This is a genomic window from Rhodobacteraceae bacterium IMCC1335 (genome assembly GCA_039640495.1).
Lineage (GTDB): Bacteria > Pseudomonadota > Alphaproteobacteria > Rhodobacterales > Rhodobacteraceae > Thalassovivens.
This window is the reverse complement of record CP046864.1, coordinates 2,896,986-2,909,954: the sequence shown is the minus strand read 5'-3', so window position 1 is coordinate 2,909,954 and position 12,969 is coordinate 2,896,986. Positions and strand designations below refer to the sequence as shown.

Annotated in this window: 12 protein-coding genes and 1 pseudogene; 3 read left to right on the top strand and 10 right to left on the bottom strand. The window is 49.7% G+C overall.

Annotation, left to right across the window (positions count from 1 at the left end; all coding sequences use genetic code 11):
* Positions 1–12 precede the first annotated feature (12 nt).
* From GN241_14070 to GN241_14050, 5 genes are all read right to left on the bottom strand, one after another.
* Positions 13–1,308, bottom strand: a complete 1,296-nt coding sequence (locus GN241_14070; protein XAT58387.1) for an FAD-dependent oxidoreductase — start codon at positions 1,306–1,308, stop codon at positions 13–15.
* The gene (locus tag GN241_14065; GenBank protein ID XAT58386.1) at positions 1,269–1,601 is read right to left on the bottom strand and encodes a hypothetical protein; all 333 of its coding nucleotides are present in this window, start codon (positions 1,599–1,601) and stop codon (positions 1,269–1,271) included. Before GN241_14065 ends, GN241_14070 begins: the two co-directional genes overlap by 40 nt.
* Before the next feature lie 290 nt (positions 1,602–1,891).
* On the bottom strand, positions 1,892–3,187 hold the full coding sequence (locus GN241_14060) for a hydroxymethylglutaryl-CoA reductase, degradative (protein XAT58385.1): 1,296 nt from the start codon (positions 3,185–3,187) through the stop codon (positions 1,892–1,894).
* 695 nt (positions 3,188–3,882) lie between these two features.
* Positions 3,883–4,176 (bottom strand): hypothetical protein, encoded by a 294-nt coding sequence (locus GN241_14055; GenBank protein ID XAT58384.1) that lies wholly within the window; start codon positions 4,174–4,176, stop codon positions 3,883–3,885.
* A 34-nt stretch (positions 4,177–4,210) separates the two neighbouring features.
* Positions 4,211–4,684, bottom strand: a complete 474-nt coding sequence (locus tag GN241_14050; GenBank protein ID XAT58383.1) for a hypothetical protein — start codon at positions 4,682–4,684, stop codon at positions 4,211–4,213.
* A gap of 268 nt (positions 4,685–4,952) precedes the next feature.
* On the opposite strand from GN241_14050, the pseudogene GN241_14045 reads away from it, so the two are divergent.
* Positions 4,953–5,713: pseudogene (locus tag GN241_14045) on the top strand (rhomboid family intramembrane serine protease).
* A gap of 55 nt (positions 5,714–5,768) precedes the next feature.
* On the opposite strand, the gene GN241_14040 reads toward GN241_14045, so the two are convergent.
* From GN241_14040 to meaB, 5 genes are all read right to left on the bottom strand, one after another.
* On the bottom strand, positions 5,769–6,557 hold the full coding sequence (locus GN241_14040) for an inositol monophosphatase (GenBank protein ID XAT58382.1): 789 nt from the start codon (positions 6,555–6,557) through the stop codon (positions 5,769–5,771).
* A gap of 84 nt (positions 6,558–6,641) precedes the next feature.
* A complete protein-coding gene (locus GN241_14035; protein ID XAT58381.1) occupies positions 6,642–7,040 on the bottom strand; it encodes a DUF2177 family protein in 399 nt (132 codons plus the stop codon).
* 167 nt (positions 7,041–7,207) lie between these two features.
* Positions 7,208–7,666: a copper chaperone PCu(A)C gene (locus GN241_14030; protein ID XAT58380.1), complete on the bottom strand. Its 459-nt coding sequence runs from the start codon at positions 7,664–7,666 to the stop codon at positions 7,208–7,210.
* Positions 7,667–8,156: 490 nt separating this feature from the next.
* A complete protein-coding gene (gene rpmB, locus GN241_14025; GenBank protein XAT58379.1) occupies positions 8,157–8,447 on the bottom strand; it encodes a 50S ribosomal protein L28 in 291 nt (96 codons plus the stop codon).
* Positions 8,448–8,679: 232 nt separating this feature from the next.
* Positions 8,680–9,663 (bottom strand): methylmalonyl Co-A mutase-associated GTPase MeaB, encoded by a 984-nt coding sequence (gene meaB, locus GN241_14020; protein XAT58378.1) that lies wholly within the window; start codon positions 9,661–9,663, stop codon positions 8,680–8,682.
* A gap of 103 nt (positions 9,664–9,766) precedes the next feature.
* Between meaB and GN241_14015 the strand changes: the two genes are divergently transcribed.
* Both GN241_14015 and hrpB read left to right on the top strand, forming a co-directional pair.
* A complete protein-coding gene (locus tag GN241_14015; protein XAT58377.1) occupies positions 9,767–10,498 on the top strand; it encodes a DUF3108 domain-containing protein in 732 nt (243 codons plus the stop codon).
* On the top strand, positions 10,485–12,947 hold the full coding sequence (gene hrpB, locus GN241_14010; protein ID XAT58376.1) for an ATP-dependent helicase HrpB: 2,463 nt from the start codon (positions 10,485–10,487) through the stop codon (positions 12,945–12,947). The genes GN241_14015 and hrpB overlap by 14 nt, the downstream gene beginning before the upstream one ends.
* Positions 12,948–12,969 lie beyond the last annotated feature (22 nt).

Below are 12,969 nucleotides of genomic sequence, written 5' to 3'. Positions count from 1 at the left end.
TTGATTTTTTCTTTACCGCGTCGACATTTGCATTTGGTCACGCCAGCGATACCAAGATACGATGGCAGGCAAAAACCAAGGCCGACCAGTATAGGCGGGCCGCGTAGGAAATGGCAGATCGTCAAAAGCTGTTTTGCCCTGCGGCAATCCCAGCAATTTCTGCCCCAAGCGCATGCCCAGATAACTGGCCATCGAAACACCCGAACCGCAATAGCCCATCGCGTAATAAATGCCTTGATGGCATCCGGTATGAGCCAGTTCGTCAAATGTATAGGCCACTGTGCCCATCCAGGAATGTGAAATTTTTGTTTGTTTTAATTCAGGGAATATGCGGCACATATCATTATGCAGTTTTGGGCCGCTGGCCGCGGGATCTGTTTCCCGTGCTGAAACGCGGCCCCCAAATAAAATGCGTTTCTTATCTGGAGAGGGGCGATAATAATAGACAACTTTGCATGTGTCGCTGATAATCCGATTGGTTGGAAAAAGTTTTTCCATCAACTCTGGCTGCAGGGGTTCGGTGGCAATTATGTAGCTGCCAATTGGGATAACCCGTCGTTTCAGCCAGGGCGTTAAGTTACCCGTATAACCATTGGTTGCAACAATTAGGTCCTTGCATGTCACTTGGCCCTGCGTTGTCTTTACTTCAAAGCCCGCATTTGTTTTGTTGATTTTTTCGGCGCGACACTGCCCAACCACATGCGCTCCTGACTCCAACGCCAATCGTAGCAAGCCATGGTGATATTTGGCCGGATGAACAGAGGCATGGCGGGGATAGACCACGCCACCATGGTAGAGATCGCTGCCCAATTCTTTTTTTTGCTCAGCTTTGGGGATAATCGTGGCCGCGATGTTTTCCAATTTGGAAAGCGCCTCGGCATCTTTGGCGAGCGTTTGAAAATGGGCTTCTGAATGCGCTGCGTGAAACCTGCCGCAGCGTTCAAACCCGCAATCGATTTTCTCGCGCGTGATAAAGTCTTCAATCCAATCAAGAGCAGTTTCGCCTTCTTGGCGAATGGCGGTTGCCCGGCGCGTACCAAATTTGCGGGCCAGCTTGGCTTGGGACGGTTTTATACTGGTGCTGATTTGTCCACCATTGCGGGTGCTGCACCCAAAGCCAGGGCCCCCGGCATCAATGATCATGACTTTTCTGCCACCCCGCAATATTTGAATTGCCGCGTGCAGCCCCGTATAGCCAGAGCCCACAATCAAGACATCAACATCTGGAATAATTGTTTGACTGATTCCAGCCAGCGATGGCTGCCCGTCTAACCAGTAGGAAGTGTTTTTCCAGTCTTTTGCCCACATTGATTTTTTCCTCTGACAAGACGCTTAAACCGATCCGGGCTATCTTGATGGAGATTTCTTATTTCGCAATCAAAGATTAACGGCATCGGATGAAAAAATAGCAATTCGTTCTTTAAAATGGCCCGTCCCGTTAGCGATGCTCCGGGCGTTTTGAGGTGGGGCGCAAACTGCGCGAATTTGCTAAGCTTGGCATGATCTTTAACACCCATAGGGAAGATTAGGTTAAATTTTGCTTGATAAAACCAAAGCAAGGTTGAGCCGATGGCACAGGTGCTTGGCTCATCAAGGGGCATTTAAAGAATGTAACCGGCGCTGTTTTGTAACGCGCGCCGCTCTTTGAAGACGTAAATCTGCTAAGGCTCGTACAACCTATTGGATATTTTTTTAGCACTGGGTGGCGCTTTCAGATCAGGGATTTGCTTCAGCCAGAATATCCTGCGTCTCTTTAAAAGGCTAAGATGGTTTGGCCAGAATGGGGCAACAAACCGCGTTGGGTTCTGATCCGCAGGCTCAGGCATGGGTTATTTGCAGGAATGAATAAAGCGATCAAAACCGAATGTTTTATAACGCAGCGATACTTCGATTAAGGCTTTTGGGCTTTAAGGAAATGTTGGGCGGTTTCGGCGTTTATCGCCCCGTGCTCAATCATTTTCTGTGCAATGTGGCTAACTTGCTCAGGGCTTGCCCCTGCCGTTATCGCAACCGTTCGCGCATGAAGACGCATATGACCTTTTTGAATGCCCTCATCGGCAAGGGCGCGCAAAGCTGCTAAGTTTTGCGCCAAACCCACAGAGGCGATGACCTCTGCCAATTCCCCGGCGGACCCGACATTGATCAATTCTAATGCAGCTTGCGCAGCGGGGTGGGCCTTTGTTGCACCGCCAATAATACCGACGGCCATCGGAAGTTCAATTTCGCCTTTTAAATAACCCGTTGAGGTAATCGCCCATGTGCTTAATGCCGTGTATCGCCCGTTTCTTGCGGCATAGGCATGCGCTCCGGCCTCTATGGCGCGCCAATCATTTCCGGTTGCCAGAACAATAGGGTCAATACCGTTCATAATGCCTTTATTATGCGTTGCCGCGCGATAAGGATCTATTTGGGCCAATGTCGCAGCTTCAACAAGGCCAGTGCACAGCTCATGGCCGGTGATTTGTTCCCCGTCAAATAGGCTTACGTTTAGCGACACATGCGCGCGCACCAAACGCAAATCAGCAAGGTTTGACAAAATGCGTAGGCGAACTCTGCCTTGCGTAATCTCTTCGATTTTAGGCGCTAATTTTTCCGCCATTGTATTTACGGTATTGGCTCCCATCGCATCACGCACATCCACTAAGAGATGTAAAACCAGCATATTGCCCATAGGGGTATCTCTGAAAAGATGACCTTCTATTTCAAAACAGCCCCCACCCAAGGAAACCAAGACAGGATCGCAATCATTCGCGTCGGCAATCAATTGGTCGGCATGGTTTTGGATTTTTTCGAGCGCTTCTGCTGGGTCTGAAAGATCTAAGATTTGAATTTGCGCGCGCATAACCGGTCGTTCGGCATTGGCATGAAACCCCCCACAATTGCGGGCTAATTTGGCCATATGCGAGGCAGCCGCAACGACCGAGGGTTCTTCAACCGCCATAGGGATCAAATAATCGCGATTATTAATTTTAAAATTTGTTGCAACACCAAGTGGAAGCTCGAACTTTCCAATCACATTTTCGATCATGCCATCAGCGATATGTTCTTGAAGGCTATTTTCCCCGGCAAGATTAACCCGTGCGGCTTGCGACAATCCGGCAGCGTCAGAAACCAAAGCTCGTCTGGTTTCAATTGTTAGATCGCGAAGGTTGGGGAGCCTTGAATATTCGGATGATGCATCTGACATAAGTGACCTTTCATATGCACAGAAAATCATGGCATAGCCAGTTTTGCAAATATGATGTTTGAAATTTAAGGCCGTTGAAAACGACAAATCAGCAAAGCTGAGCCTACCACATGAATTGCTGTTTAAGCCGTAGGGGTAAAACCGTCAGGAGCACATATATAAAAGACATTCATAAGGATCCGCCAAGCGAAAGCGCTCTCTATCAAGGTCGGAACATATGATTTCACGCGGCCCGGCCAAGGCCCCAGCAGCTTGTGGAGGCTGATAAAGCCCAATTTTTTTGGGCCTTTTTGCATAAAAATAGAACTATGTCGGAAATGCTCAAAGTCTTTAAGCAGTATATTTTGTCTGTCGGAAATTCAATTTTTGGAATTATCCCTTACAAACACTGTTTAAATTCAACTTTTGATGCCTGTCCCAAAGTGTTTTTTTGTGGACGGTTTGAAAACAGAGAAGAAAGATGGCCCTCAAAGTGCGGTGCGTTTACGCTTTCTTTGACGGCTTGAAGTTTCAGCAAAACGACAGGTGTCAGATATCTATCTTAAGTGGTGACAAATAGCGCGCGCTCACTTGAAAAAATGAGCTTAGTGCGATGCGATAAAGCCTTTGCATTGCGAAACAGCCCAAAAGTACGTCCAATCCACAATCGGATAATTAAGAGCTTAATTCTGAAGCTATGTTAAAAAACCTTGGCTTCAAGTGGTTTGCTTATGTTCGAAACTAAACCCATCGTCGAATGCTTGTTGCGCGATAATATTTGGGTTGAAGTGAATTTTCGATATGATTTTGGTTGAATGCTCGATCAGACCTTGAGGCGTTTGCACCCTATTTTCATTTTTGCGCGGTGGCAAAGAACATTGCCCCGGCTGTCCAATGGCTTGCCAAAATTCCTGAGCACCCGACGGGGTGGCAATATGCTCTAGTTGCGCGTCAATGAACTTAACTTTTGAACTGAAATAAAGCTTATAATAAGCTTGGCGAGCTGCCATTTCGTAGCAATACCAAAGAGCGAGTCCAATCCCTTCAAATTGTGAAAATAATTTTGGATTGATAAGTTTTTTTTTGGTAGCTGGGGTGAAGGTACCATTGCCAAGCCGTGGTTATATCCACAAAATCATGTCTCACCACATAACTTGCGCATTGCCGAACAATATCTCGTTTTAAAATAATAATCCTACTTTTTTCTGCCAGTTGGGAGCGAGAAATATTTTCAATTAACCCGCATTTTCCTAGTGTATGATTGATCTCGATATGAATGTTTGAAGTCAGCATTGAAAACTTTCGTTTCCAAAAATCCTTTACGATCGCGTTATTCCCATTCTCGTTGAAACTGCGCATTATTTTGATGTCAGGCATTCGATTGCCAAAATCCTCGACACCTAAGGATTCATGGAGAGCCTCGCAATTTAGGTTTACGGCTAAAAACTCTGATAACCAGGCTGTACCTGTTCTACCCGCAGAAAGTGTAAAGATTGTTTCAGGGCAGGCTTTTTTCATGCTAAAGGCTCAAAAATGAATGAAATTTGCAGGTCTTTTTGAACATCTTTCACCATAAACCTGCTGTGCCCTAAATGCCTAAACCTTGTCGGCTAAAATAAAGCCGTTGAAAGGAAACACGTACCACTTTGAAACGCCACATAGGGTTTCTAATTGTGTTTGACAACCGTTTAAAAAGAAAAAATACGTTTCATTTTCAAATCAATATCAGACTGTCAAAATTTTTTAACTTATTGCCTTTTTGACTCGTATCAGACAGTTTTAGCGCATGTTTTTGCCATTTCGAGATCACAATCCACCCGCACGGAAACCCATCATCACCTATGGTTTGATCCTTATAAATGCAGCAATATTTTTGAGTTATTGGGGCAGTGCCGATAGCGAAAGCGCAACACAAATCATTTTTGAACGGTGGGCGATGTTCCCTGAGGATATTAGCTATGGGGTTAATCTTCATAGCTTGATCAGTTCAGTTTTCTTGCATGGTGGGCTGCTTCATTTAGCCGGGAACATGTTGTTTCTGTATATTTATGGCGATAATTTAGAGGATGAATTGGGCCATCTGCTTTTTTTGGGGTTTTACTTGGCCTGCGGCGCATTGGCGAATTTGGCGCAGGTTTTGGCCGATCCGGCTTCGCCTATTCCTGTGGTTGGGGCCTCTGGCGCGATCGCTGGGGTGATGGGGGGTATTTGCTGTTATTCCCAAAAGCCAAGATTGATATTTTGGTGATTTTCGTCGTGTTTTTCCGCGTTTTTTCAATTTCCGCTTGGATCGTTCTTGGCCTTTGGTTCGCGTTACAGCTCCTGAATGGCGCTAACTCCACGGCGGCCAGCAGCGGTATCGCATATTGGGCTCATATTGGTGGCTTTGCAGCCGGTCTTGTTCTGATTTTGCCCTTGTTTATACGTCTCGGGGCAGCTGCATTTTGGCTTGAAACCTTGGGGCATCCGCCCCATCCGGAAAAAATCTATGCTGGCTCGCTTGCGCGCGTGCCATTGGTCCCGAGAAAGTCGAATACCAGAAAATAGCTATGTGAAGCGTGTTGGGTGCAGATTTGAAACCCGGCTCGGTGTGACCTGTTTGTTATGCGCCCCGGATTAAAGCCGCAAATTGGTTAAACTGCAGATCGTTTGCGCATAAAATATCAGCGGTTTCGACAGGATCAGAATTCGCAGCCATGCCTTCTACGATTGCACCTGCTTCGCGCGCTATAATTACGCCGGCTGCAATGTCCCAAAGGTTTAAGCGGCGCTCCCAATACCCGTCATAGCGCCCTGCAGCCACATAAGCCAGATCAAGGGCTGCGGCGCCCCAGCGCCGCACGCCTGCGCAGGCGGGTAGCAATTGCGCAAGATCTTTCAGGGTTTCGGGCAAATCGGAGCGACCTGCAAAGGGCAATCCGGTTGCGTAAATGCTTTCAATCATCCGTTTGCGGCCTGAAACGCGCAACCGGCTTTCATTCAACCAGGCCCCCTGGCCTTTTTCGGCTATGAATATTTCATCTTTTGTTGGATCATAGACCACGCCGGCAACAATTTGCCCTTTATGTTCTAATGCGATGGACACAGCCCAATGTGGCAGGCCATGCAAAAAGTTGGTGGTGCCATCTAAAGGGTCAACAAGCCAGCGCCGCGTGGGGTCTTGCCCCTCGATGGCATCGCTTTCCTCTCCCACCCAGCCATAAGTGGGGCGGGCCGCCGTTAATTCAGCTTTGATAATCGCTTCTGCTGCGATATCTGCGCGCGATACAAAATCCCCCGCGCTCTTGCTTGAAACTTGTAAATTTTCAACCTCGGTAAAATCTTTCAGAAGCGATCTGCCAGCTTTACGGGCTGCTTTGATCATTACGTTGAGGTTTGCACTTCCTTGCATTCGCCAGGCTCCTAAATAGCTGTGCCGGCTATAAGTTTATTTGCAAGGAATGCCAAGCATCCATCTGCAGCATGGGAGGCTTGTCTATGTGAAATGTTTCGTTACGGCCACGCCTACCGCCGCTGATGTTCCTGTTAAAACGGCGCCCCAAATGACGTCAACCATTACCATTTGCGCCGTCCAGCCTTTCAGTGTCGCGAAATTTGTAAACTCATAGGTTCCGTATGCCAGCGCGCCAAGAACTGCGCCGGCAAAAAACGCCTGAGCGATCGAACCAACATTCAAGGCTGGAATTGAGACAAACCAGACCACGCCCACAACATAAAATAAGTAAAACACCGCTGCAGGTCCCATGCGAAGGTCTTCCAGCATCATCGGCCCGATATTCGACGAAAAGAGCGGATACATCACCTTTTTGAGCATGACGACGTCAAGCGCTAGAAAGACGATTGCGGTGACGATATACAACAAAACATGTATCATTTTTTCTCCTGCTTGATATCAATACGCTTGCTGACCTAAATTGGATCACCAAGCGCAGAAAAATAACTGCCCAATAAAGCCTCTCTATAAAGAGCTGCGATATTGAAAAGCGGCAGCGATGCGTTTTTGCTTTGGTTCCCGCTTTGTCAAACCAATGATTGGTACCTTTAGTGGGAATGCGCTGCGTCAGCCCGGTTTAAGTCAACCGGGACGTCAAGCGTCATTTCACCGGCCTTCTCAAAAGTTAAAACGATAGAAATCAGATCACCCTGATGCCAACTGCTGCGCAACCCCATCAGCATGATGTGATCCGCACCACGTTTGAGCATGGCCATTTTACCTGCTTCAATCGCAAACCCGTCGAGGACGGGTCGCATTTTCATCACCCCATCGGCAGATCCTATATGGGTGTGTAATTCGGCTTTCCGTGCTGCAGTTGACGCAACACTGACGAGCCGATCATCGGCTGTGCCGTGATTATGGATCATCATGAAAATACCGCCCGCTTTTGACGAGGGGGTCGCGCGATACGCGTAAGCATCTTTGATGATAATCGTATCGGCGGATAGAAGCGCTGGTAGGCCACAGAGGATTATAGCTACAAAAAAGGATCTTAAATGGGTCATTTTGGCTCTCTCTTGGTTCGGTCAAAATTTATGAATATGTGGATTTGACCTGAGAGGGTGGGCCGCGCAGCTGGATGGAATAAATGGATTTTTGATAAGCATCTTGCCGTCTTAAGGCCTCTGCGGCCCGCGAGGCGGTAGACGTTTTCAAGACAACGCCGCGGTTGATGTCTGCATCTATGGGATTAAGGCAAGAACACTCTGGGCAGGAAGTTTCATCTGAAATCGGTGCGCCATGGGAATCTACTGCAATAACAACGGACGCGTCTCCGCTGCAAATTACCAGGTGACCGGCGGTATCTTGCATCAAAACGCTACGCGCAGATACCTGCCCGAGCGGTAATAGCCCCGCGACCAGTAGACTAAAAAGAAAAAATGCCCCGCAATGTTTTTTCAAACGATGAGGCAGGTTTTTCATCAGGCCAGCCTTATCGTTCAGGGGCATATTCGCTGGTTTTGTCTAAAATCCAGCCGCTACGCTGCGTTGGGGCTACGCCGAGGCCGTCTGGGCTTTGGCGATCTCTTTTTTCAATTTCAACGCGTTTGTTGACAATTCGTCATCTTTGGCTTTTGCCAAGAATTGGTCCAAGCCACCACGATGATCAACTGAGCGCAATGCGGCCGCTGAAATGCGGAACTTAAAACCACGATTTAAAACTTCAGATTGCAAGGTCACGTCGTTCAGATTTGGCAAAAAACGACGCTTGGTTTTGTTATTGGCATGGCTGACATTGTTACCAGACATCGGGCCTTTTCCTGTGAACTCGCAACGACGTGCCATCTCTCAATCCTCTTGCTTTTGCTTAATGCGCAGTTTGCGCCAATTCTACCACTGAAGGGCAGCATGCCAAAGGCAGGCCCAAAACTTGAAATGCGGTCTTAGGGGCATTGAACGGGCGCGTCAAGCGCCTGACGCCTTGAAAACGCCGGGTGGGTTTGAAAACCGCCCTAAAATTCGACCTGCAAGGGCCAAGGCAGGATCGCCGCGGTTTATAAGCGCCCAATCATTCGAATCACTTTAGTTGGCTCAGGCGTTTCAAAACCCGTTCCGCCGCGCGCGCGGGGGAAAGCCCCCCGGCTTCAACTTGCAGGCCCAGACGCTCGAGTTCATTTCTAATTTCCTGTCGGTTCAAAACGTCTAAGGCGCCTTGCTTGACGTCTTCTTCAAACCAAAATCGGGCCTGTTGGGCACGCCGGCCTTCAAAATGACCATTGGCTTTGCGCCAATCCGTCAGCTCAAGCACCGCCTGCCAAGCCGCTTCTAGCCCGACAAGCGTTAAGGCGGATACGGTCATCGCTATCGGAAAGTTTGATGGATCTTGCGCGCGCTTGCGCAGCAACCGCAAGGCGCTGGAATAATCCGCGCAGGTGCGATTTGCCGCTGTGCTCAGCTCGCCATCGGCTTTATTCACCAAAATAATATCGGCCATTTCCATGATGCCACGTTTTACGCCCTGTAATTCATCACCACCTGCCGGGGCCAAAAGCAGCAAAAAAATATCTGACATTTCCGACACAATCGTTTCCGATTGTCCCACGCCAACGGTTTCAATGAACACAACGTCAAACCCCGCAGCCTCGCAGAGCGCCACAGCATCACGGCTGCGCCGCGTGACTCCCCCTAAATGAGATTGGCTTGGAGAGGGGCGGATAAAGGCCATTGGATCGCGCGACAATCGATCCATTCTGGTTTTATCTCCCAAAATCGAGCCACCTGAACGTAGCGAGCTTGGATCAACTGCCAGCACCGCCACTTTTGAACCGCGTGCAGTGAGCAAGCTGCCCAACGCTTCTATGAAGGTCGATTTACCCACGCCTGGTGTGCCTGATAGCCCAATACGCAGGGCGCGTTTGGGATGTTCTTGCAGTATTTGCATCAAAGCAATCGATTGCTCGCGGTGATCGCTGCGCTGGCTTTCAACCAGTGTAATCCCGCGGGCCAGAGCGCGGCGATCCTGCTGAAGGATTTGATGCGCTAGCTGATCGATATCGGTCATTGAGGGCTTTAACTTTCTACGAGCAGGGGTTGGTGTTTCACGGCTTAGGCAGTATGGTTTTGACGCGAACTCGAAAGAAAAGTCCAGCGGAGCCTTTCTAAAAATGCATTTTTTTAAAACGCTGGTGGCCTTTTTTCTTTACGTTTTTTTCGCGATGCCAAGTTTTTCTGCAACGTTAAAGCCGGGTGAGCGCGAAGAAGCACATCACTTTGACGTGTTTATTTTAGGCATCAAGGCCGGTGAACTTCGCTATCACAAAAGCGTGAAAGGCACAGCTTATTCGGCAGAGGCGGTGTTGGAAACAATTGGTTTGGTGGCGTTGCTTGCCCCTTACTTATTTCAGGCAAAAGTAACGGGACAGCGCTTGAAAAGCCGGTATTTTCCAAAAAATTACGTGGAAACATCCAATACAGGAAGGCGTATAACAAACAAAGAAATGCGCTATAAAAATCAACGCCCGACGCTTTTGACAGCTGGAGAGCGGAAAAAATACTGGCTGAAACCCGCCGATCAAAAAGGCACGCTTGATCCGCTTTCGGCGCTGCTTGCCTTGCTTGATGACGCAGTGAGCTCTCAGCTGTGTAAAACCGATTTGCCGGTATTTGATGGGGAAAGACGGGTTTCGCTCTCCTTATCGGGGCCCACAAAGCTTGATAAGGGGGGGGTGGCCTGCCAAGGGATTTATACGCGTCTCGGCGGATTTTCCAAACAGGAACTGTCGGATGGAATCACATTCCCTTTTTACATAAATTACCACCCTGTTGACGCTGGCTATAGGGTTGCAAAATTCAGCTTCAGCACATTGCGTGGAACGGCGACCTTTGAGCGTCGTTAAATTCAGCCCGGATCCCGCTTTGCCGATCACAAAAGTGATCCCAGAGCTTCTTGGAGCAATCGAACGCAGCTCTAAACTGATCTTAACCGCGCCGCCCGGGGCTGGTAAAACCACCATAGTGCCGCTGGCCTTGTTGGCAGCGGGCAAAATTAAAGGCCGGATTATTGTGTTGGAACCCCGCCGTCTGGCAGCCCGCGCCGCTGCGGAACGCATGGCCCAAAGCCTGAATGAGGCGGTTGGCGATACGGTGGGGTATCGTATGCGCGGCCAGCAAAAAACCTCGACCCGGACGCGTATCGAGGTGGTGACCGAGGGTATTCTGACCCGAATGTTGCAAAGTGATCCTGAATTAACGGGCATCGGGGCCGTTATTTTTGATGAGTTTCACGAACGGTCTTTGAATGCGGATCTTGGTTTGGCCCTGTGTTTGGAAGCGGCTAATGCGTTTCGCGAAGATCTGCGTATTCTTGTGATGTCGGCTACATTGGATGTCGCGCCGCTGGTCACGTTGATGCAGCATCCCCCCGTGATCGCAGCCGAGGGGCGTAGTTTTCCAGTGGCGCCCATTTGGCTGGACCGACCGCTTCCAAAATCAATTAAATTTGAAACCGCAATCTGCGATTTGGTCTTGCAAGCGCTGCCGCAGACCAGCGGTGCGGTTTTGGTGTTCTTGCCAGGTGAGCGTGAAATTCAAAAAACCGCTGCTTTGTTAAAGTCCAATTTGCCCAGCAGTTGCACAGTGGAAACTTTATTTGGCGCGATGCGGTTTGAAGATCAGAAAGCAGCGCTGACGCCGGCCATGGACACGCGAAAAATCATATTGGCAACGGCGATTGCGGAAACCTCTCTCACGATCGAGGGCATTCGCGTCGTCATTGATGGAGGCTTGGCCCGGCGCGCTCAATATGATCCGGGTTCGGGCATGTCCCGCTTGATTACGCAGCGGGCCAGCAAGGCCGAAGCCACGCAGCGCCAGGGCCGCGCTGGGCGCCTTGACAGCGGATGGTGTTACAAATTGTGGTCAAAAGCGGAAGAGGGCGCTATGGCCGGCTTTTCCCCGCCTGAGATAAGTTCAGCAGATCTGGCGCCTCTTGCGATTGAGCTGGCCATATGGGGCGCCAACCCGGGTGACTTGCCTTTACTGACACAGCCCAACCCGAAGGCGTTTGCTGAAGCGCAGGAGCTGTTAATGATGCTTGGTGCCTTAACGCCTTCCAAGCGTCTGACCGCCCATGGTAAGGAGATGGCGCGTTTGCCAATGCATCCGCGTGCCGCCCATATGATGTGCAAAGCAGGCAATGCGGCTGCACCAATCGCCAGTTTGCTTGCCGAAAAGGATCCCCTAAGCCGCGACGCGCCAAGCGATATTAGCCTTCGCCTCGAAGCCTTGCGTGATCTTGCTAAATTTAAGCAAAACAGGCCCTATGATGTAAAGATGCAAACCTTAAGCAGTATCAAAGCTGAAACCAAGCGCCTACAAAAGCAAATTGGGCGTAAGGCAGAGCCGCTAAGCGATGCTCAGATGATCGCGCTTGCCTATCCAGACCGGATCGGGTTGCGGCGCAAAGGCGGCGCGCCTCGATTTTTGCTATCAGGTGGCAAAGGGGCAATTTTAAATGCAGAAGACCCTTTAAGTTCACAGCGTCTATTGGTTGCTGCAGATTTAGATGGCAATCCAAAAGAAGCTAAAATTCGCGCAGCCATTGCGCTCTCAGAAGCCGAGTTGCGCAGCCTCTTTGCCGATCAAATCGGGTGGAAAGAAAGCTGTTTGTGGTCTAAGCGCGAGGCGCGTGTTGTGGCACGCAAAATTGAATATTTTGGTGCGCTTGCGCTTACCGAACAGATTTGGAACGATGCGCCCGAACTGGATATTGCGCGGGCTATGTTAGAGGGAGTGCGCGAGATTGGGCTTGAATATACGCCCGCGGCGCGGCGCTTTATCAGCCGCGTGAGCTTGGTGGGGCGCAACATGCCAGATTTTTCAGACGCGGCGCTGATGGAAAGCTTGGAGAGTTGGTTGCTGCCATATCTTGGCAAGATTAAAAATGCCGAAAGCTGGAAAAACTTTGACATCCTTCCAGCTTTGCAAACCCAGCTTTCATGGGAGCAAACGGCAGAGCTTGATCGCTTGGTGCCCGCGCATTTCGTGACTCCGCTTGAGCGTAAACTGGCGATTGATTACAGCTCAGGAGTGCCTGAAATTGCGGTGCGGTTGCAGGAAATGTTTGGGCAAACCAGCCATCCTAATATCGCGGGAAACCCGCTTAAAATCACGTTGCTTTCTCCCGCTGGGCGGCCTTTACAAACCACAATGGATCTGCCCGGGTTTTGGCGCAGCAGTTATCTAGACGTGCGCAAAGATATGCGTGGGCGCTATCCCAAGCATCCTTGGCCTGAAAACCCGGCGCAAGCCCTGCCGAGCCTGCATAAAAAGCGGCCGGCGAAATAGCGCTAAACCGAGGCAGAGCCCA